This window comes from Novosphingobium sp. 18050 (assembly GCF_902706195.1).
In the GTDB taxonomy this organism is placed as follows: Bacteria; Pseudomonadota; Alphaproteobacteria; order Sphingomonadales; family Sphingomonadaceae; genus Novosphingobium.
Genome location: NZ_CACSJO010000001.1, coordinates 83,441 through 103,971 on the forward strand (window position 1 = coordinate 83,441; position 20,531 = coordinate 103,971).

Genomic DNA, 20,531 nt, shown 5'->3' on the forward strand with positions numbered 1-20,531 from the left:
CCCCCCTGCCCAATTTCGGCCGTCACGCTAGTAGGAGCACATCCATGTTTCCAGAATTTCCGCTTCATTCCTTGCGGAAATAATCCCGTCGGAAGTCCACGGTGAAGGCCGCGAAGCGTTGCTCTGCGATCGCATCGCGCATGCCCTGCATCAGTTGCTGGTAGAACGAGATGTTATGCTCGGTCAGCAGCATCGCGCCGAGCATCTCGCCCGCCTTGATGAGGTGGTGGAGGTAAGCGCGGGTATAAGTTCCGCATGTCGGGCAGGAGCAGCGCGGATCGACCGGGCCGGTGTCCTCGGCATGGCGGGCGTTGCGCATGTTGAGGGGACCGCCCCAGGTGAAGGCCTGACCGTTGCGACCTGAGCGGGTGGGCAGCACGCAGTCGAACATGTCTACCCCGCGCTCTACCGCGCCAACGAGGTCGTCGGGCTTACCGACGCCCATCAGGTATCGCGGGCGGTCTGCCGGAAGCTGGCCGGGCGCGAAATCCAGGGTATTGAACATCGCCTCCTGACCCTCGCCCACCGCCAGGCCGCCGATGGCATAGCCGTCGAAGCCGATCTCGCTCAGCGCATCGGCACTGGTCTTGCGCAGGCTTTCATCCAGCGCACCCTGCTGAATGCCGAACAGCGCGGAGGCTTCAGCATGGTCGCCGCCCGCGTTAAACGCCTCGCGGCTGCGCTTTGCCCAGCGCATCGACATTTCCATAGAGCGGGCGATGACGTCGCGGGGCTGGTCGATCTTGGGGCACTCATCGAAACACATCACGATGTCCGAACCCAGCAGGCGCTGGATTTCCATCGACCGCTCCGGGCTGAGCATATGCCGCGAGCCGTCAATGTGGCTGGCGAACGTAACGCCCTCCTCGGTAATCTTGCGCAGCTCGGAAAGGCTCATCACCTGGTAACCGCCGCTGTCCGTCAGGATCGGGCGGTCCCAGTTCATGAACTTGTGCAGGCCGCCAAGGCGCGCCATGCGTTCGGCGCCGGGGCGCAGCATGAGATGATAGGTGTTGCCCAGGATGATGTCGGCGCCGGTGGCGCGCACATCCTGCGGCTTCATAGCCTTGACCGTAGCGGCGGTGCCGACCGGCATGAAAGCGGGCGTGCGGATTTCGCCGCGGCGCATCTGAATGACGCCGGTGCGGGCCTTGCCTTCGGTGGCGTGGATGGTGAACTGGAAACGGGGCTTCATGCCCCGCCCGTTACATTCATCAGAAGCCGTAGACCAGTGAGAAGCGCGAAATCGTGTCGGTCTTGAGCGAACCTGCCGGCGGCGAGGTTTCGTGCTCGATCGCGTAGGACAGTTTGGCCTTCAGGCGCTTGCTCATCGCCGTCTCCAGCGCAGTGAGCGACGTGAAGGTGCTGTTGTCCGACCCGATATAGCTGCTGGCGTCCTGGCTCAGCTTGATCGTCGAGTTGATCTTCCAATCGAAATCGATCGAAGTGAGGACCGACCACGTTGTCTCGTTTGGCTCGTCCACATAGTTGACGCGGCGCACGGCAGGGCCCGCCTCCAGCGAAAGCGTCATGGTTCGGCCATTGAGCACGCGGTAACCAAGACCGCCCGAGAGGGTGTAGCGATCCTCGAAACCCTGGATCCGGTCGCGTTCATACTGAGTCCGCGCGTAGGTAAAGAAACCGTCGTTCAGAGTGTAACGCGGCTGGTAGCTGGCAGAATACTGTTCCCGTGTGACGACGCCGCGATCTTCCTGATAATCGGCGCGGGCCTGCACGATGTGCTCCCACTCGATACCCTTGCGGTTGAAGTTGAGGGCAGCAGTAAAGCCGAAGTTATCCGTGTTGCCGGTGGAGCGAAAGGCGCCCAGTTCGATCTGGCCCTTCCACAGTTCCAGCGGGCCGGAGGCACGGATGCGCGCCAGTTCGGCCTCCGTCTTGGCGGCAAGCTCCTTTGCCCGGCGGTCAAGGTAGGCGCGGTGCAGGCCTTTGATCTCGTCCTTGTCGTAAGGCTGGGTCGCCTGCGCGAACTTTACCATCGCGGCAACCGCGGCGCTGTCGTCGGTCTTCATCGCCTCGTCGAGCATCGCACGCACCTGTTTCGCCATATGCGGCGGCCCCACCGGTACGAAGGGCACGAACTCGGGATAAGTGGGCAGATCGAGTTCAAGCGGCGGCGGCGGCACATCGGGCAGCAGCACAAGCTGCTCCTCCGGCTCCTGCGCGTGGACGGGAACGGCAAACAACAGGATGGGGAGGCTGGCGAGAACCCGGCGGCGCATCGTCATAGCAGTAACGTAACCGGTCATGTGCGCAGGCGCCACCCCGTACGGAACACCCAGCTGATGAAACCAACACAAATTACGAGGAAAAGCAGCGTCAAAGCGACCGAAAGTCCGATCGGAACGTCTGAAGTACCGTAGAACGTCCAGCGCAGACCATTGACGAGATAGACGATAGGATTGGCCATCGCCACCGAGCGCCAGGGCTCGGGCAACGTGTCGATCGAATAAAAGGTGCCGCCCAGGAACGTCAGCGGCGTGAGGATCAGCATCGGCACGATCGTCAGCTTTTCGAAGCTGTCCGCCCAGATGCCCAGTATGAACCCAAACAGCGAGAAGCTGGCTGACACCAGCAGGATATAGCAGAACGCATAGAACGGATGCGCGATCGAATAATCGACGCAGAAGCTGGCAGTCACCAGGATGATCGCCGCCAGAATCAGCGACTTGGTGGCCGCTGCACCAACGAAGCCGACCAGCGTCTCGCCCACGCCCACTGGCGCCGAGAGCAATTCATAGATCGCGCCGGTAAAGCGCGGCATATAGATGCCGAAGCTGGCGTTGGACGTGCTTTCGCCCAGGATCGTGAGCAGCAGCAGGCCGGGGACGATGAAGGCGCCGTAGTTCACCCCGCCGACGCCGCCGCTCATCTGGCTGCCGATGGCAGCGCCGAAGACGACGAAGTAGAGCGTGGTGGTCAGCACGGGCGCCAGGATCGACTGCATCGCCGTGCGGAAGGCCCGCATCAGTTCCTGCTTGTAGATCGTCCAGGCGGAGCGAGGATTGAACAGGCTCATGCGGCGGCTCCCTGCATTTCGGGGCCTTCGAGGAGGTTCACGAAGATGTCTTCCAGGCTGGATTCGTGGATGTCGATGGCGGTGTAGTCGATACCCGCCCGCGTCAGCGCCTTGGTCAGTTCGGCGACCTCTGCCGTGCCCGAGGAACTGCCCTCCCCGCCGCCGCCGCGATAGCACAGCACGCGGCCTTCCTCGATCAGCGAGACCGGGTAGGCGGACAGCGCTTCGGGCACTTCGGTGAGCGGGCTGGCCAGTGTGATCAGCGCTTCGGTGCGGCCTAGGCGTTCCATCATCGCCGCTTTCTCGTCGACCATCAGGATTTCACCGCCGCGGATCACGCCGACACGGTCGGCCATTTCCTCGGCTTCCTCGATATAGTGGGTGGTGAGAATCACCGTGGTCCCGCGTTCGCGCAGCAGGGCGATCTGCTTCCACATGTCGCGGCGCAGTTCGACGTCGACGCCGGCGGTCGGCTCGTCGAGGAACAGCAGTTCCGGTTCATGCGCCAATGCCTTAGCGATCAGGACGCGTCGCTTCATGCCGCCCGAAAGCGTGCGAATCTGCGCGTCGCGCTTTTCCCAGAGGCTAAGCGCGCGCAGGATTTCCTCGATCAGCGCCGGATTGGGTGGCAAGCCGAACAGCCCGCGCGAGTGGTTTACCGAGCGCAGCACCGGCTCGAACATGTCGGTCGCCAGTTCCTGCGGCACCAGGCCGACTCGGGCGCGAAGGCGACGCCAGTGCTTGCCCATATCCTCACCGAAGGCGTGGATGGTGCCGGACGTGGGCCGGACCAGCCCGCAAACCGCGCCAATCAGCGTAGTCTTGCCGGCACCATTGGGGCCGAGAAGCGCGAAGATCTCGCCCTTGTTGATACTGAGGTCCACGCCCTTCAGCGCGGTGAAGCCGCCCTTGTACGTCTTCGTCAGGCCGCGAATTTCGAGGATAGGTTGCATGTGCGAATGAATGGGGCGGAAACGTCCCCGTTCCAACCCCCCTGACACATAATTTGTCCGATAATTGAGGACGGTTCGGGCTTGTCGGGGAATCAGGCCGCAGGATCATGACACATGGCGGGTCAGCTCAGTTTGCATCGCCATATGCCAATGCATATGCCGAACCGAAAAGAACGGACACGGCGGCCCCACGGTCGCTGTATAAGGCGCTATTTTCTATTATTTTTTGGTGCACCCGACGGGATTCGAACCCATGGCCCCCAGATTAGGAATCTGGTGCTCTATCCGGCTGAGCTACGGGTGCACGCGGGGGCGTCCTAGCTTGCGTGCGGCTGCTTGGCAATCGCCCGAAAGCGAGAACGCAGAGGTTCAGTTTGCCTGCTCGGGCGGGATTACCGCAAACGGCAGCGGCATCACCGCAATACCTTCCTCCAGCAGCTCCTTCGCTTCGCCCAAAGTCGCCTGGCCGTGTATCGTCTCGGTATCACGCTCGCCGTAATGCATGGCGCGTGCTTCCTTCACAAAACTCTCGCCGGCATTGCGCGAGGACTTGAGCGCTTCGGCCTGCATTTTCGCCAGCGCCTGCATCATCTGGACTGCCTGAGGCGGCAGCGGCGCGTTGGCCATCGGTGCGGGCGTCGGCGGCGTCGGAGCGGCCGGGACCGGCGACTGGCGGCGCGGAGCGGGAGCCGCTTCCGCCAATTGGTTGCCTTTGCGAGCAAGGCGAGGAGCCTGCACGGCTTTGCCGACATCTCCCGATCCGCATTGCGGGCAGGACACCAGGCCCCGCTCCTGCTGACGCAGGAAAGCGTCCGAAGACTTGAACCAGCCTTCGAATCGATGCTGCCCCGTGCGGCATTCCAGGTCGTAGACGATCATGGCTATTGCTATGTGGCGATAGTGCGACGGTTGGCAAGGCTGGGCAGCTGCGCCCGCACCGCGGATATCCGATCGCGATCGAGATCGACGAAGGCAAGGCCTGCGCTTCCCCCGTCATCAGCCCCGCCCATGTCGAGCAGCACTGCGCCCCAGGGATCGATGGCAAGCGAGTGCCCATACGTCTCGCGCCCGTCCTCATGGGTGCCGACTTGCGCGGCGGAGAGGACGTAGGCGCTTGCCTCCACGGCGCGTGCGCGCTGCATGAGGTGCCAGTGAGCCTTGCCCGTGGGCACCGTGAAGGCGGCGGGGATCGCGATGACATCGCAACCCGAACGGCCCAGCGCCTCGAACAGCGCGGGGAAACGCACGTCGTAGCAGATCGCCAGGCCCAGGCGGCCGACCGGGGTTTCCACCGTCACCACCTCATCGCCGGCGGTATAGGCGTTCGATTCGCGCCAGGATTCGCCCGTCGCGAGGTCCACGTCAAACATGTGCATCTTGTCGTAGCGGGCGCGCACTTCGCCGTTGTCATCGATCACGAAGGCGCGGTTCGCCCATTTGCCGTCGCCGCGTTCGATGGCGAGCGAGCCGATGTGGACCCATATGCCTTCACGTCGCGCGGCCTCCCGGACGGCGGCAAGAACCACGTCGTCTGCCTCGCTGCGGATCGACAGCTTGCCGCGCTCGCGCTTGCGGTCGAGCAGGCCGGACATCTCGGGCGTGAACAGCATGGCCGCTCCGCCCTCCCGCGCCTGCGCCGCCGCCCCGGCGATGGTGGCGGCGTTGGCCTCCGGGTCGATGCCCGTCGTCATCTGCAGCAGCGCGGCGCGGATCATCTGCGTCAGAGCCCGAGGATGGCGTCGAGCTTGCCCTCACGGTCAAGCGCATTGATGTCGTCGAAGCCGCCATAGGCCTTGTCATCCACCAGCACCTGCGGGACCGTGGCGGCGCCGGGCACGCGCTCCACCATCTCGGCACGCTTCGGGCCGCCCATGGTCACGTCGTATTCCTCGTACGTCACGCCTTTGCCGTCGAGCAAACCCTTGGCGGCGACGCAGTAGGGGCAACCCCACTTGGTGTAGATCTCGATCCTGGGCGTGCTCATACGATACTCCTTCAAGAACGCTCTGGTTCAAGGTGCGACCCTTGAAAGGGCGGGCAGCTAACATATCTAGTGTGGCGAGTCATGGCCCGCCATGGGGATGGCTCGATCGACGAGGTGCCGGGTTGCCGGGCCTCACCCTTACGAAGATTGCTCATTTGAGGATTTTTGTCATGAACCGTATCGATTTTTCGCCCTACCGCCGCACCATGGTCGGTTTCGACCGCTTGTTCGACATGATCGAGAACCAGGGACGCGCTCAGGCCGGCGACAAGTACCCCCCCTTCAACATCGAACGCCGGGCCGCAGATGCCTACCGCATCACGCTGGCCATCGCAGGCTTCAAGCCCGCCGATATCGACATCACCGCGCAAGCCAACCTGCTGGTGGTCAAGGGCAACAAGCCCGATGAACTCGCCGAGGGCGAATACCTGCACGTCGGCATCGCCCAGCGCGGGTTCGAACGCCGATTCGAACTGGCAGACTATGTGCGCGTAGACGCTGCGGAGCTTGCTGACGGCCTGCTCGTGATCGACCTCGTCCGCGAGGTGCCCGAAGCGATGAAGCCTAAGAAAATCGCGATTGGCGGCAACCGCCTGACCGTCGTCGAAACTGACGCCGGCGAGGATAGCACCGCCGCAGCGTAAGGCGCTCAGCGAAAGACGGGCAGGCAAAGCGCGCGCATTCGTCCCTTTGTGCGCGTGCCCTGACTGATCCGTCCCCGAGGGCGGCCCGCGTGACCGGGCCGCCCTTTTCGCATGTCCGGTTGCTAGTCGCGCACGGATCTTCGCGCATTGCGCATTCAACAAAGCGCTATTTTTTCTCGCCCACTGCCGGCCGCTGTCCTAGCCCAGCGTTTTTACGCTCAGGAGTGCGCGCGTGACCTCGATCCTGGCGATCGTCCTACCCATTTTTGCCCTGATCTTCGCCGGTTGGCTGGTACGCCGCATCGGCGTGATGAGCCCGCAGGCATCGAGCGAACTCAATCGCTTCGTAGTTTACCTCGCCCTGCCCGCCCTGCTGTTCGATATCGTCTCCGGTTCAAGCTGGAAGGACCTGTGGCAACCGCGCTTCGTTGCCGTGTTCACGATCAGCACGATGGTTGTCTTCGTGTTCACCATCCTCCTCCATGCACGCAAATCCGGGCTGGATGCGGACGGCCCGGTCCTCGGGCTGGCGACCGCCTATCCCAATACCGGATATCTCGGCTTCCCGCTGCTGCTGGCGGCGCTTGGGCCTTCGAGCAATACGCTCACGCTGATCTCGACGATCATCGTGGCCTGTGTGCTCTTTGCGGGTGCCATCGTGCTGATCGAGGTCCGCCTTCATGTCGGCAGTCATCCGCTCAAGGTCGCGGCCAAAGTGGCGAAGTCGCTTGCGAAGAACCCGCTCATCGTCGCCCCGGTGGTTGCCGCGTTCTTCCCCGCCGCCGGACTTCCCGTGCCGCACCCGGTGGAGGTATTCCTGAAGCTGCTGGGCGCGGCCGCCTCGCCCTGCGCACTGGTGGGGCTGGGCCTGTTCCTCGCGCAGAAGCGGCCGAAGGAAGAGCGCGGCGATGCCCGTCTGACCGGCCTTCTCGTCGCCCTCAAGCTGGTCGTCCATCCGGCGCTCGCATGGCTGCTGGCGACCACGCTGTTCCCGCTCTCCACCCCGGCCCGCCATGCAGCGGTGTTGCTGGCGATGCTGCCGACCGGCACCGGCCCGTTCATGCTGGCCGAGTTCTACGGCCGCGAAGCCGGCGTGACGGCGCGGGTGATCCTGATCTCGACGGTACTGTCCATCGCGACGATCTCGGTCTACCTCGCCGCCATCGGCTGAATGCTGGCGAGAGCGTAAGCCTGAAGCCGACCCTGAAATTCGACCCGCAGATCCTCGTCAATCCACGCCGCATCGAAAGCATTGCGGCTGACCGTGATGAGGTCCTCCGGACCGAAACCTGCCAGTTCGTGGGCCATCAGCATGTTCTCGTTGATGTACTTGCCCTCCATGTAGGCGGGATCGTCCGAGTTGAGCGTCACCCTGAGGCCGAGGTCGAGCATCCCGCGCGCGATCGACTGGTTCTCGCCGGGGCGCATCATCTCGTTGGCGAAGGGGCAGACCGTGAAGAACAGCCCCTTCTCGCGCGCCGCTGCAATCAGTTCCGGACGGTCGAGCAGGTTGGCGCCGTGGTCGATACGCTCGACGCCGATATCCTCGATGGCCTGGCGGATGTGTTCGTGGGTGTTCAACTGGTCGACGTCGCAGTGCATCGTCAGGTGGAAACCCTCCTCGCGGCCGCGCCGGAAGATTTCGGCGAACTTGGCGGGCGGGTTGTCCTTCTCGTCCGAATCGAGGCCCAGGCCCACGATCAGGTGCTTGTAGGGCAGTGCCATCTCGAACACCGCCATCGCATTTTCTGCGCTGCGTTCGCGCACGAAGCACATGATGAGCTGCGAGCGGATGCCGAAGTCGCGCTCGGCCTCAAGCCGGCCACGCGTCAGACCCTCGATGATGACGGCGAAGGGGACGTCGCGGTCGGTGTGCTGCTGCGGGTCGAAGAACATTTCGGCGTAAAGGACGTTCTGCGAGGCCACCTTCTTCAGGTAGGCATAGACGAGATCGCGGAAATCCGCCTCCTGCAGCAGGACTTCACTGCCTTCATAGAAGATCGTCAGGAAGCTGGGCAGATCGTGGTAGACGTAGCTCGCGCGCATCGCCGCGACATCGGTATACGGCAGGTCCAGCTTGTTCCGAGCGGCCAATTCGAACTTCAGTTCGGCCTCCAGCGTGCCTTCCAGATGAACGTGAAGCTCGGCCTTGGGCAGGCCCGCGATGAACTGCGCGATCGGTTGCATGTCGTCTCCTCAGGCAGCCGCGCGGGTCATGGGCGGCGCGCTGGTCCGGGGCCGAGAGTACCGCGCCGATGCCCGGCGCAAAGCTGCATTTTTGCAGCGGGGAGCCGCGTTTTTTCGTACGCACTGATGGCGGCAGAATTTCGCCCGATCCTCTGTCAGGGCAGCAGCGGCACCACGCGGCCCTCGGTGGCCGATACCAGCGCCGCTTCGAGCACTTCCTGCACGGCGACGATCTCGTCCAACCCGACAGGCGTAGGGCCCTTGCCACGGCAGGCCTGCGCCATCATCGCATAGAAGCGCTCCTGCGAGCCTCTCGGCGCAGGGATCGGATGCTTACCGCCCTCCCCGTCATGGTGGACAAGCGGGTCGATATCGACGCCCCAGTCCGCATCGCCGGGGCGCAGACCGGCCACCGACTGCGCTTCCTGTGGATCGAGGTGCTGCTTGATCAGACTGCCGTCCGTCCCGTGAACGCGAAAGCGTGGCTCTCCACCCGCAACGCACATGCCCGCATGAAGGATCACGCGCTTGCCCGGATAGCGCAGGACGACATGGGCGAAATCCGGCGAACCACTACCCTCGCGCAACGCGGCGATATCCGCGCTCACCGCCTCGGGGCGGCCGAACAGGACGAGCGCCTGATCGATGAGGTGCGGGCCGAGATCATACCAGACGCCCGAGCCGGGGCTGCCATCCTCGCGCCACCGCTCGCGTACATGCGGGCGGAAACGGTCGAAGTGCGATTCGAAATGGACGACACGGCCGATCAGCCCTGCTTCGATCGCGTAGCGCACGGCGAGGAAATCGGTATCCCAGCGGCGGTTGTGGAAGACGCTGAGGGTAAGGCCTCGGTCCTGCGCCAGCGCAGCAAGGCCGCGCGCTTCGGAGAGGGCCAGCGTAAACGGCTTTTCGACGACGACATGGCGCCCTGCTTCCAGCACCTGACGGGCCAGGCCGGCATGGGTGCCGCTTGGGGTGGCAACCACGACAAGGCCGATCGCCGGATCTGCCAGCAGGGCCGCTACATCCGGGACGACCGGAACACCCTCGACCGGCGACACTGCGCCTGCCTTGCGATCGACGATGGCCTTGAGTTCAAGGTCGTCGCAGGCCTGGATGTAAGGCTCATGGAAGACCCGCGTCGCCATCCCGTTCCCGATGATGCCGACGCCGATCCTGCTCATGCGCCGCTACTCAGACCAGACGTGCCTGGCGCAATGCGGCGGCAATGAAGTCGGAGAACAGCGGGTGCGGGTTGAACGGACGCGACCGGTACTCGGGGTGGAACTGTACGCCGACGAACCACGGATGGTCGGGACGCTCGACAATCTCGGGCAACAGGCCATCGGGCGACATGCCGGAGAAGATCAGGCCATTGCCTTCCAACGCCTCACGGTACGAACCATTCACCTCATAGCGGTGACGGTGGCGTTCGCTGATCTCTTCGGAACCGTAAATCGCCGCGACACGGCTGTTGCCCGACAGCTTTGCAGGATAGGCACCCACGCGCATCGTGCCGCCAAGGTCGCCGCCTTCGGCGCGGGTCTGGAGCCCTTCGTTGGTCATCCACTCGGTGATGATGCCGACGACGGGTTCTTCGGTCGGACCGAACTCGGTGGAGCCGGCCTTGGCGATGCCCGCCGAGCGTGCGCCCTCGATACAGGCCATCTGCATGCCCAGGCAAATGCCGAAGAACGGCACGCTGCGTTCGCGCGCGAAGCGGACCGAGGCGATCTTGCCTTCCGTGCCCCGCTCGCCGAAGCCGCCGGGGACGAGGATGCCGTCCATCGGTTCCAGCGCGGCGGCGATCTCGGAATCTTCCTTCTCGAAGATTTCGGCGTCGATCCAGCGGATGTTGACCTTCACGCGGTTGGCCATGCCGCCATGCACCAGCGCTTCGTTGAGCGACTTGTACGCGTCCTGCAGGCCGACATACTTGCCCACCACGCCGATGGTCACTTCGCCTTCGGGGTTCTGGTAGCGGTCGGTGATGTCGTCCCAGCGTTCAAGCACGGGCGCCTTCGCCTCTTCGGCCATACCGAAGTGGTGCAGCACTTCGGCGTCCAGGCCTTCGCGGTGATACTGCAACGGGACGGCGTAGATGTTCGGCGCGTCGAGGGCCTGGATGACCGCCTGCGGGCGCACGTTGCAGAACAGCGCGATCTTGCGGCGCTCACCCTCGGGCAGTTCGCGGTCGCAGCGGCACAGCAGGATGTCGGGCTGGATGCCAAGACCCGTCAATTCGCGCACCGAGTGCTGCGTGGGCTTGGTCTTCAGCTCGCCGGCAGCGGCGATGTAGGGAACCAGCGTGACGTGGACGAAGCAGGTAAGCTCGCGGCCCATCTCGTTGCGCAGCTGGCGCATCGCCTCGACGAAAGGCAGGCCCTCGATATCGCCGACGGTGCCGCCGATTTCGCAGAGCACGAAATCAAGGTCCTCGGTCTCCGCCAGGGCGAAGTCCTTGATCGCGTCGGTGACGTGGGGGATGACCTGAACGGTTGCGCCCAGGTAGTCGCCGCGGCGCTCCTTGGCGATGATGTCCTGATAGATGCGGCCCGAAGTGATGTTGTCGGCCTGGCGGGCAGAGACGCCGGTGAAGCGCTCATAATGGCCAAGGTCGAGGTCGGTCTCGGCGCCGTCGTCGGTGACGTAGACTTCGCCGTGCTGATAGGGGCTCATCGTGCCCGGATCGACGTTCAGGTAGGGATCGAACTTGCGAATCCGCACTTTGTAGCCGCGCGCCTGCAGCAACGCTGCCAGGCTTGCCGCCATAAGACCTTTGCCGAGCGAGGAAACCACGCCGCCGGTGATGAAAATGTGCCGCGCCATGGGAGTCGGGCCTTAAATTGTATGGGGGCCCTCAGGCAAGCGCCCGGAGCCTCATTCCACAGGTCAATACAACAAAATGCCGTCTGACAGCGCCAGACGGCATTCCGGTTACGGTAAAGCGCTTAAATGCGCCTACACGGGTTACTGCTTGGCAGCACCCGAAAGCGGATCGGCCGGGGCCGACTGCGTCGAAGCACCCTGGGGCGCTGCCGGAGTCGCACCGGGATTCGCGGAAGCTCCGAGCGGGTCAGCCGGCTGGGCCGGAGCCGCAGGCGCGGTGCTGCGCTGGAGCGAGGTATCGATGTCGCGGCCGCTCGTCTCATTGACCGCCATGGCGGCGAGGACAATGCTCAGGACGACGAAGAGCGTCGCGAGGACCGAGGTAGCCCGGGTCAGGAAGTTTGCAGCGCCGCGCGCCGACATCAGCCCCGAGGGACTGCCGCCGCCAACGCCGAGGCCGCCGCCTTCGGACTTCTGCACCAGGATGACGCCCACGAGCAGAGCGGCGACAAGGGCCTGGACCACGGTCAGGAAAAGGAACATCTTCGTTTCAGCCTTCTGGCGGGGTCTGCCCCCGCTTTGGTTCGCCGCGCAGATAGGCGCTACTACGCGCCCGCGCAACCCGCAGCATGGTGTTCGAGGCTCGCGGGCCCATCAGGCCCCGCGCTACCCCGCATCCGGATCAGTCGCTCAGCGAAGCTGCAGCGCCGACGATCGCCAGGAAGCTTTCGGCCGAAAGGCTGGCGCCGCCAACCAGCGCACCGCCCACGTCGGCGATGCTCAGCAACTCGGAAGCGTTCTCCGCCTTGACCGAACCACCGTAGAGAATGCGCACTTCCGCGCCGGCATCGCCGTAGATCGCGACGAGCTTCGCGCGAATCGATTTGTGCATCGCAGCAACGTCCTCGACCGAGGGAACGCGTCCTGTGCCGATGGCCCATACCGGCTCGTAGGCGACCGAGAGTTTTTCGGGGGCGCCGTCCGTGCGCGGGCACGAACCGTCGAGCTGACTGCCGACGACCGCTTCGGCATCGCCGGCATCGCGCTGGGCTTCGGTTTCACCCACGCACAGGATCACCGCGAGGCTGGCCGAAAGCGCCGCCTCGGCCTTGGCCTTTACTTCCTCGTCGCTTTCCGCGTGGTATTCACGGCGCTCGGAGTGTCCGACGATGGTGAAATCCGCGCCGGTATCCTTGAGCATCACCGCGGAAATGTCGCCGGTGAATGCACCGCTGTCATAGGCGTGGCAGTCCTGCCCGCCGACACCGATGAATTCCACTGCTTCGCGCGTGCGATAAAGCAGCGTGGCGGGCGGCGCGATCGCGACCTGCACCTTGGGAAAGCGTGCAGCCGAACGATCGATCGCGCGGGCTTCGTTGAGCATCCCCCGCGTGCCGTTCATTTTCCAGTTTCCGACGATGTAAGGCAATGCAGCCATTTCAATCCCTTGATCAAATCCTGGCGAACCTGGGGAGGTTCCCCCACGGATCCCCCTGCAGTTTCCCTTAGGCCGAAGACCACGATTGCGATCACGGCGCGGGGAATCAGGTCGTCTCTTGTTGCGGCGCAGCTAGGCCAGCGCGACCCGGCTTGTCAAAATTCATCACCCTGTCGGCGCGACGATACCCCCCGCCGTGACCCTCATGCCACAGGATCGCTCCGGGATCACGGCCCGTTCGTCGCACTTCGCCGCATGGGCAGAGTTTTGCTCCCGTGCGGCGCGAACCGGCATTGCAGGATGCGCCAAGGCCCCCTAAAGCCACCCCCCGTTTCATACGCAAAACGCGGGCGTCAAGCCTGTGGTTTTCGCGCAGGTTATCGCTGATCGGCTGGGTCCATGCTCAATTTCTTTCGTTCGTTTCTCAAGTCCAAGTTCGGTGCCATCATCGGCCTGCTGGTGCTGGGCGTCATCGCCATTGCATTTGCCAGCGGCGACATTGCCGGCTTCAACTCATCTTCGGGCGTGAGCGCCGGAACTCCGGTCGTCACCGTCGGCGGTGAAAACGTCAACGCCGATACCCTCGACCAGGGCGCCAAGCGCGCGCTGGAACGCGTCCGCCAGCAAAACCCGAACGTGACGATGAAGGTCCTGCTTGAGCAGGGCGGCCTCGAGCAGGTCCTGGGCGAACTTATCGACCGCACCGCCCTCTTCGCCTTCGGCACCAAGAACGGCGTCACCATCAGCGACCGCCTGGTCGACAGCGAACTGGCACAGATCCCCGCCTTCCAGGGCGTCGACGGCAAGTTCGACCAGACCGTGTTCCGCCAGGCCCTGGCCCAGCAGCGCATCTCCGAGCCGGCCCTGCGCGATGACATTCGCGAGAGCCTTGTCGCCCGCGAACTCGTCACGCCTGCTCAGATCGGCTCGACGATGTCGCAGTTCGCGGCCAAGCGCTATGCTTCGCTGCTCGACGAGACGCGCAACGGGACCGTGATCGCCCTGCCCTCGCTGATGTTTGCACCTGACAAGGAGCCGACGGATGCCGATCTCGCCGCCTTCTACAAGGGCCATTCCGCCCAGTTCATCCGTCCCGAGCGCCGCACGATCCGCTACGCCCTCGTGAGCGAGGACCAGCTCAAGCCTGCCGCGCCGCCTACCGACGCCGAGATCGCAGCCCGCTTCGCGGCGAACAAAGCCGCTTATGCCGCCAAGGACAACCGCCGCATCACCCAGCTGATCGTGCCGACCGAGGCCGCCGCCAAGGCGGTCGTCGCCGAAGTCGAGAAGGGCAAGACCCTTGAAGCTGCCGCTCAGGAAAAGGGCCTGGCTGCCGCACAGCTGGAATTCTTCGGCCGCGAACAGCTTTCCACCCAGTTCTCGCCCGCGGTATCGCAGGCCGTCTTCGCAGCCCCGCTGCACAAGCTTGCCGTACCGCAGAAGAGCGTTCTGGGCTGGCACGTGATCCGCGTCGACGAAGAGCAGAAGACTGCTGCTCGCACGCTGCCGGAGGTCAAGTCCGAGCTTTCCACGCAAGTCGCCGCCGAGAAGCGCCGCAAGGCCTTCTCCGACACGCTGGCAACGATCGAGGAGCAGTTCTCCGATGGCTCGAACCTCAACGAAGTCGCCAAGTCCATCGGTGCGCAGGTCCAGACGACCCCGCCGGTGACTGCCGATGGCGGCCTCTACATGAAGCCCGGCCAGACCTTGCCCGAGCAGCTTCACCCGGTGCTGACCACGGCCTTCTCGATGGAACAGGAGCAGCCGCAGGTTGCCGAAGTGGAGCGCGGCAAGAGCTTCGTTATCTACGACGTGACCGCGATCGCACCTTCCGCGCCGGCTCCGCTCGCCCAGATCAAGGACGATGTGAAGCTGGCATGGGCCGTGGACGTCGGCTCCAGGGCCGCCAAGGCTGCGGCGCTGAAGATGCAGGCCGATATCCGCAAGGGCAAAACGGTCGAGCAGGTCATGGCCGCTTCGGGCAAGAAGCTCCCGTTGCCGCAGCAGGTCGCCATGTCGCGTGCGACTCTGGCCTCCGCGCTGCGTTCCGGCAGCCAGGTTCCGCCACCGGTCTCGCTGATGTTCCACATGGCGAAGAACACCGTGAAGGTGCAGTCGGCCGAGGGCGAGCGCGGCTGGTTCGTGGTCCAGCTCAAGGACATCGTTCCCGGCAAGGTCGAGTCCGAGGACATGGTGAAGAGCACGCAGAACGAACTCGGCCAGCAGCTGGGCCAGGCCTATGCCGACGCGCTGGGTCATGCCGTGCGCAAGGCCGTGGGCGTGAAGCGCAACGCAGCCGCCATCAAGGCGGTTCGCGACCAGCTCGCCGGCACCGCGCCGGCGAACTGACAGGTCAGCAGCGAACAGGAACGGACAGGGGCACGAAATGGAGCGCGAATCGGACAGATCGGCAGCGCTGGAGCAGCTCGCCCAAGGCAAGCCTGCCCTCGTCTGGCGTAGCCTCGTCGCCGATACCGAGACGCCGGTAGGCGCCGCACTCAAGCTGTTCGAGGACGGCCGCGGCGACTTCCTGCTCGAATCGGTCGAAGGCGGCGAAACGCGCGGCCGTTACAGCCTGGTCGGGCTGAACCCGGACCTCGTGTTCCGCGCCAGCGGGACGGCCTGCGAGATCAACCGCGACTGGCAGGCAGACCGCGAGACGTTCACCGCGCTGGAGCGCGACAGCCTGACCGAATTGCGCGCACTGGTGGAAAGCTGCCGCTGCGACGTGCCGCCGCAGCTCCCCAAGGCGCTGGCCTGCCTCGTCGGCTACTTTGGTTACGAGACCATCGGCCTTGTCGAAAAGCTGCCGCGCGCGCCGCAAAGCCCGCTGGACCTGCCCGACATGCTGTTCGTGCGCCCGTCGCTGATCCTGATCTTTGACCGACTTTCCGACGAACTGTTCTGCGTAGCGCCGGTATGGCCTGGCAGCGGCAGTCCGATGAAGGCCGTTCTGAAAGCTGCCGATCGGATAGACGAAGCGCTTCGCCGCCTCGCCGCCCCCGCTCCTGTGGCAGCTGCACAGGCAGACCTGCCCGAACCGGTCCGAACCGCCGTCATGGCGCCCGAGGACTACAAGGCCATGGCCCTCAAGGCCAAGGACTACATTGAAGCGGGCGATATCTTCCAGGTCGTGCTGGCCCAACGCTTCACCTGCGAATTTACGCTGCCGCCGCTAGCGCTCTATCGCTCGCTGCGCCGCGTAAATCCCTCGCCGTTCCTCTATTTTCTCGACCTGCCCGGCTTCGCGCTGATCGGCTCCAGTCCGGAAATCCTCGTCCGCGTGCGCGAAGGTGAAGTCACCATCCGCCCGATCGCCGGGACCCGCCCGCGCGGCAAGACCCCGGCCGAGGACAAGGCCAACGAGGCCGCGTTGCTGCTGGACCCCAAGGAACGCGCCGAGCACCTGATGCTCCTCGACCTTGGCCGCAACGACGTCGGCCGGGTCGCCGAGGCGGGCACCGTCGAGGTAACCGACAGCTACACGATTGAGCGCTACAGCCACGTCATGCACATCGTCTCGAACGTGGTGGGCCGGCTCGACACCGCGCATCACGATGCCATCGACGCGGTGCTGGCAGGCTTCCCCGCCGGCACCGTATCGGGCGCGCCGAAGGTACGCGCGTGCCAGGTGATCGCCGAACTCGAACCCGAAACGCGCGGCCCTTATGCTGGCGGTGTCGGCTACTTCGCCCCCGACGGCTCGGTGGACAGCTGCATCGTCCTGCGCACCGGCCTGCTCAAGGACGGCGTGCTCCACGTCCAGGCCGGCGCGGGCATCGTCGCGGACAGTGACCCGGACTACGAACAGCGCGAATGCGAAGCCAAGAGCGGCGCCCTTTTTGCAGCAGCGCGAGAGGCCGTTCGGGTCGCGGGGGAGCCGGGGTTCGGCCAGTAAGATGCCGGCGATCAGCGGCATTTTCACGGTCGCACTCGCCCTGCTCTGGCGCATCCCCGGCACTGCGCGAAAGGCCTACCGCGAACTCAAGTTCGAAGGCGTGCGTTCGCTGTTCACCTTCGCGTCGAAGGGGATCGAAAGCAGCGACCGCTTTGGCAAAAACACCAATCCCTGGAGCGATTTCAGTGGCTGGGCCGAGAACGAGCGCGTGCAGTTGCTGTTTCGGACCAGCCAGATGTTCTATCCGGTCCCCAGGGCCCAAGTCGCACCCGACACGCTGAAAACACTGCGCCGCGCCATAACCGCCGGCGCGGCCCCGACGAAATGGTAGCCCGCGCCTGCAGCTTCGCTGCGCTGGCCTCGCTTTTCCTCGCCGCCTGCTCCGCCCAACCCGCGCCGCAGCCCGAGGCCCCGCCTCCGCCGCCCTGCGAAGGCGCCATGTTCGAAGGGGTCAGCTTCACCCACTGCACCGCCGTTCCCGGCCGCCACACCATCCACACGGTGCTCGGCCCCAGGGACGGCGCGCCCTATCGCAGTCTCTCGCAGCTTGCCGTGGATCGCCCGGCGAAAAGTCACGAAGTCGCCTTTGCCGTCAACGGCGGCATGTTCGATGCCGATGGGCTACCAATCGGCTACTATGTAGAGAACGGCGAAAAACGCCATGCGCTGAATACCAAGGCGGGCTGGGGCAACTTCCACCTGTTGCCCAATGGCGTGTTCTATGGCGATGCCCAGGACAAGTGGCGTGTGAGTACCGCGCAGGACTTCGAGAAAGACGTCACCGAGCGGCCCGATTTCGGCACCCAGTCCGGCCCGATGCTGGTCATCGCCGGGAAGCTGCATCCGGGCATAGACGCTGACGGCAAGTCTTTGAAGCTGCGCAACGGCGTCGGTGTTGATGCGCAGGGCCGCGCCCACTTCGTTATTTCCGACGAGCCGGTGTCGTTCGGCAAGCTCGCCCGCTACTTCCGCGATGCGCTTAAATGCCCCAATGCGCTGTTCCTCGACGGCAGCGTATCCTCGCTTTGGGACCCCGAACATGGCCGCGTCGATGGCGGTCCTCCCCTCGGGCCCTTGATCGTTGTCGAAAAAAGCGCAAAGGCAAAAAGATGATCCTCGTCATCGACAACTACGACAGCTTCACCTGGAACCTCGTCCACTACGTCATGGAACTGGGCGCCGAAGTTCAGGTCGTCCGCAACGACGCACTGAGCGTCAGCCTGGCGATGGACATGGGTGCGCAAGGCTTCCTCGTCTCGCCCGGCCCGTGCACCCCGAACGAGGCAGGCATCAGCCTCGGCCTCGTAGGCGCGGCGGCAAAGGCAGGTATCCCTGTGCTCGGCGTGTGCCTGGGGCACCAGTCGATCGGCCAGTATTTCGGCGGCAAAGTCGTGCGCGGCGGGTTGATGCACGGCAAGACCTCGATGATCGACCACGACGGCACCGGCCTGTTCCAGGGCATCCCTTCGCCGCTCAAGGCCGCACGCTATCACTCGCTCATCGTTGAGAACATTCCCGATGCGCTGGCGGTAAACGCCCGTTCCGATGACGGCCACGTCATGGGCTTTCGCCATGTTGACCTGCCGATACACGGTGTTCAGTTCCACCCGGAAAGCATCGCGACCCAGCATGGCCACGCAATGCTGGCGAACTTCCTGCGCGTCTGCGGCATTGATGCCCGCATCCCCGATCGCATAATCGCGGGAGCGAAGGCCGCATGACGCTTCCCGATCCGTTTCACCCGATTCCCGAGGACGAAGCCGAGGCCGCTTTCGCCGCGATCCTCGACGGCGAAGTGCCCGAAGACCAGATTGCCGCCTTCCTCGTCGCCCTGTCGGACCGAGGCGAGACGGCAAGCGAGATCGCCGGTGCCGCGCGCGCCATGCGCGAACGCATGATCCCGGTGACGGCCCCCGCAAACGCCATCGACGTATGCGGCACGGGCGGCGACGGGTTCCACACCCTCAACGTCTCTACCGCCGTCTCGCTGGTGGTCGCCGCGGCCGGCGTGCCCGTCGCCAAGCACGGCAACCGCGCCGCCAGCTCCAAGGCGGGCGCCGCCGACACGCTCGAAGCCCTCGGCCTCGACCTCGACCGCGCGGTAGAAACCGCCGAGTCGACGTTGTCCGAGATCGGCATCGGCTTCCTCTTCGCCGGGCGGCATCACCCGGCAATGGGCCGACTCATGCCGCTCAGGAAGGCGCTGGGCCGCCGCACGATCTTCAACCTCATGGGCCCGCTCGCCAATCCCGCGCAAGTCTCGCGCCAGCTGGTCGGCATCGCCCGGCCGGCCTACGTGCCGATCTATGCCGAAGCGCTGCTACGCCTGGGCACCGAGCATTCGATGGTCATCTCGGGCGACGAAGGCCTCGACGAACTGAGCCTCGCCGGCGGCAACGAAGTCGCCGACGTGCGCGGCACCGAACTGTCGATGCGCCGCGTCAGTCCGCAAGACGCAGGCCTTCCCAACTCCTCTGTCGAAGCTATCCGCGGCGGCGATCCCGCTCACAACGCGAAGGCACTGCGCGCTCTCCTGATGGGCGAATCCGGTGCTTACCGCGACGCGGTTCTCCTCAACGCTGCCGGCGCCCTGCTCGTCGCGGGCGAAGTGGAAAGCTGGGCCGAAGGCGTCGAGGAAGCTGCCGAAACCATCGACAAGGGCCTTGCGAAGGCCCTGCTCGATTGCTGGATCGCAGCTACGCGCGCCTGAGAGACACAAGCATGACTGACAAGCTCACTGAAATCTGCGACACCAAGCGCGACGAAGTCGCAGCCCGCAAGCGTGCAACCACGATTGCCGACCTCGATGCCCAGGCCGCTTACCAAAGCGCACCGCGCGGCTTCGAAGCCGCCCTTCGCGCCAAGGCAGAAAACGGCTTCGCGCTGATCGCCGAAATCAAAAAAGCCAGCCCTTCCAAAGGCCTCATCCGCCCTGACTTCCGTCCGGCGGAGCATGCCCAGGCTTACGAGAAAGGAGGCGCCGCCTGCCTTTCGATCCTCACCGACGCGCCATATTTCCAGGGCCACGAAGATTACCTGATCGACGCCCGCGCCGCCTGCACGCTGCCCGTCATCCGCAAGGATTTCATGGTCGATCCCTGGCAGGTCGCCGAAGCCCGCGCGATCGGCGCCGACGCGATCCTTATCATTGTTGCCGCGCTGGACGATACGCTCATGGCGGAGATCGAGGCCGCAGCTCTGGAACGCGGCATGGATTGCCTCGTCGAAGTTCACAATGAACTTGAGATGGAGCGTGCAAGTGCCTTGAAATCGAGGCTGATTGGTATCAACAATCGTGACCTCAAGCGCTTCGCGACTGACATTGCGACGACCGAGCGCCTCGCCCCGCTCGCACCCGAAGGCGCGCTGCTGGTCAGCGAAAGCGGGATCAACACCCACGCCGACCTCCTCCGTCTCGCACCTTGCGGCGCGCGCACGTTCCTCGTCGGCGAAAGCCTGATGCGCAAAGCCGACATTGAAGCCGCAACGCGCATGCTGCTCACGGGCGCCTGATATCCGAACCTGAGCCGCCAGGGTGCGGTGTGCGATGACTGGAAGCTG

Annotated in this window: 21 protein-coding genes and 1 tRNA gene; 9 read left to right on the top strand and 13 right to left on the bottom strand. The window is 64.6% G+C overall.

The window, feature by feature from the left end; all coding sequences use genetic code 11:
* Window positions 1-64: 64 nt before the first annotated feature.
* The 8 genes from tgt to grxC form a co-directional block, all read right to left on the bottom strand.
* Window positions 65-1,195 (bottom strand): tRNA guanosine(34) transglycosylase Tgt, encoded by a 1,131-nt coding sequence (gene tgt, locus GVL61_RS00405; RefSeq protein WP_159975721.1) that lies wholly within the window; start codon window positions 1,193-1,195, stop codon window positions 65-67.
* Window positions 1,196-1,214: 19 nt separating this feature from the next.
* Window positions 1,215-2,267 carry a YdiY family protein gene (locus tag GVL61_RS00410; RefSeq protein WP_235037473.1) on the bottom strand — a complete coding sequence of 351 codons (1,053 nt, stop codon included), beginning with the start codon at window positions 2,265-2,267 and terminating at the stop codon, window positions 1,215-1,217.
* Window positions 2,264-3,037, bottom strand: coding sequence for an ABC transporter permease (locus GVL61_RS00415; RefSeq protein WP_159975723.1), 774 nt, complete (start codon window positions 3,035-3,037; stop codon window positions 2,264-2,266). The genes GVL61_RS00410 and GVL61_RS00415 overlap by 4 nt, the downstream gene beginning before the upstream one ends.
* Complete coding sequence (locus GVL61_RS00420; RefSeq protein WP_159975725.1) at window positions 3,034-3,990, bottom strand: ABC transporter ATP-binding protein; 957 nt, start codon at window positions 3,988-3,990, stop codon at window positions 3,034-3,036. The genes GVL61_RS00415 and GVL61_RS00420 overlap by 4 nt, the downstream gene beginning before the upstream one ends.
* 227 nt (window positions 3,991-4,217) lie before the next feature.
* Window positions 4,218-4,294 (bottom strand) — tRNA-Arg (locus GVL61_RS00425).
* A 65-nt stretch (window positions 4,295-4,359) separates the two neighbouring features.
* Window positions 4,360-4,869, bottom strand: coding sequence for a DUF1178 family protein (locus GVL61_RS00430; RefSeq protein ID WP_159975727.1), 510 nt, complete (start codon window positions 4,867-4,869; stop codon window positions 4,360-4,362).
* A gap of 8 nt (window positions 4,870-4,877) precedes the next feature.
* Entirely contained in the window at window positions 4,878-5,705 is an 828-nt protein-coding gene (locus tag GVL61_RS00435; RefSeq protein ID WP_159975729.1) for a carbon-nitrogen hydrolase family protein, read from the bottom strand.
* A 5-nt stretch (window positions 5,706-5,710) separates the two neighbouring features.
* The gene (gene grxC / locus GVL61_RS00440) at window positions 5,711-5,974 is read right to left on the bottom strand and encodes a glutaredoxin 3 (protein WP_159975731.1); all 264 of its coding nucleotides are present in this window, start codon (window positions 5,972-5,974) and stop codon (window positions 5,711-5,713) included.
* A gap of 170 nt (window positions 5,975-6,144) precedes the next feature.
* Here grxC and GVL61_RS00445 point away from each other — a divergent pair, with 170 nt between their 5' ends.
* Together GVL61_RS00445 and GVL61_RS00450 are read left to right on the top strand one after the other, a co-directional pair.
* A complete protein-coding gene (locus GVL61_RS00445) occupies window positions 6,145-6,618 on the top strand; it encodes an Hsp20 family protein (protein ID WP_159975733.1) in 474 nt (157 codons plus the stop codon).
* Between the two features lie 232 nt (window positions 6,619-6,850).
* Window positions 6,851-7,789, top strand: coding sequence for an AEC family transporter (locus tag GVL61_RS00450; RefSeq protein ID WP_159975735.1), 939 nt, complete (start codon window positions 6,851-6,853; stop codon window positions 7,787-7,789).
* On the opposite strand, the gene add is transcribed toward GVL61_RS00450, so the two are convergent.
* The 5 genes from add to tpiA form a co-directional block, all read right to left on the bottom strand.
* Window positions 7,768-8,805, bottom strand: coding sequence for an adenosine deaminase (gene add, locus GVL61_RS00455; protein ID WP_159975737.1), 1,038 nt, complete (start codon window positions 8,803-8,805; stop codon window positions 7,768-7,770). The two genes, GVL61_RS00450 and add, sit on opposite strands and share 22 nt — an antisense overlap.
* Window positions 8,806-8,960: 155 nt before the next feature.
* Window positions 8,961-9,989 carry an oxidoreductase gene (locus GVL61_RS00460; RefSeq protein ID WP_159975739.1) on the bottom strand — a complete coding sequence of 343 codons (1,029 nt, stop codon included), beginning with the start codon at window positions 9,987-9,989 and terminating at the stop codon, window positions 8,961-8,963.
* 10 nt (window positions 9,990-9,999) lie between these two features.
* Window positions 10,000-11,634, bottom strand: coding sequence for a CTP synthase (locus GVL61_RS00465; protein WP_159975741.1), 1,635 nt, complete (start codon window positions 11,632-11,634; stop codon window positions 10,000-10,002).
* A gap of 141 nt (window positions 11,635-11,775) precedes the next feature.
* Window positions 11,776-12,177 carry a preprotein translocase subunit SecG gene (secG, locus tag GVL61_RS00470; RefSeq protein WP_159975743.1) on the bottom strand — a complete coding sequence of 134 codons (402 nt, stop codon included), beginning with the start codon at window positions 12,175-12,177 and terminating at the stop codon, window positions 11,776-11,778.
* Window positions 12,178-12,316: 139 nt separating this feature from the next.
* Window positions 12,317-13,072: a triose-phosphate isomerase gene (tpiA, locus tag GVL61_RS00475; RefSeq protein ID WP_159975745.1), complete on the bottom strand. Its 756-nt coding sequence runs from the start codon at window positions 13,070-13,072 to the stop codon at window positions 12,317-12,319.
* A 399-nt stretch (window positions 13,073-13,471) separates the two neighbouring features.
* Between tpiA and GVL61_RS00480 the strand changes: the two genes are divergently transcribed.
* Genes GVL61_RS00480 through trpC form a run of 7 tightly spaced genes read left to right on the top strand, consistent with a single transcriptional unit; the run spans window position 13,472 to window position 20,483 of the window.
* The gene (locus tag GVL61_RS00480; RefSeq protein WP_159975747.1) at window positions 13,472-15,421 is read left to right on the top strand and encodes a peptidylprolyl isomerase; all 1,950 of its coding nucleotides are present in this window, start codon (window positions 13,472-13,474) and stop codon (window positions 15,419-15,421) included.
* A 37-nt stretch (window positions 15,422-15,458) separates the two neighbouring features.
* A complete protein-coding gene (trpE, locus tag GVL61_RS00485) occupies window positions 15,459-16,970 on the top strand; it encodes an anthranilate synthase component I (RefSeq protein ID WP_159975749.1) in 1,512 nt (503 codons plus the stop codon).
* Between the two features lies 1 nt (window position 16,971).
* Window positions 16,972-17,301: a YcxB family protein gene (locus tag GVL61_RS00490; protein WP_159975751.1), complete on the top strand. Its 330-nt coding sequence runs from the start codon at window positions 16,972-16,974 to the stop codon at window positions 17,299-17,301.
* On the top strand, window positions 17,295-18,083 hold the full coding sequence (locus tag GVL61_RS00495) for a phosphodiester glycosidase family protein (RefSeq protein WP_159975753.1): 789 nt from the start codon (window positions 17,295-17,297) through the stop codon (window positions 18,081-18,083). The genes GVL61_RS00490 and GVL61_RS00495 overlap by 7 nt, the downstream gene beginning before the upstream one ends.
* Window positions 18,080-18,691, top strand: coding sequence for an aminodeoxychorismate/anthranilate synthase component II (locus tag GVL61_RS00500; protein WP_159975755.1), 612 nt, complete (start codon window positions 18,080-18,082; stop codon window positions 18,689-18,691). Before GVL61_RS00495 ends, GVL61_RS00500 begins: the two co-directional genes overlap by 4 nt.
* Window positions 18,688-19,680, top strand: coding sequence for an anthranilate phosphoribosyltransferase (gene trpD, locus GVL61_RS00505; protein ID WP_159975757.1), 993 nt, complete (start codon window positions 18,688-18,690; stop codon window positions 19,678-19,680). The genes GVL61_RS00500 and trpD overlap by 4 nt, the downstream gene beginning before the upstream one ends.
* An 11-nt stretch (window positions 19,681-19,691) precedes the next feature.
* A complete protein-coding gene (gene trpC / locus GVL61_RS00510) occupies window positions 19,692-20,483 on the top strand; it encodes an indole-3-glycerol phosphate synthase TrpC (RefSeq protein WP_159975759.1) in 792 nt (263 codons plus the stop codon).
* The last annotated feature ends 48 nt before the right edge of the window (window positions 20,484-20,531 follow it).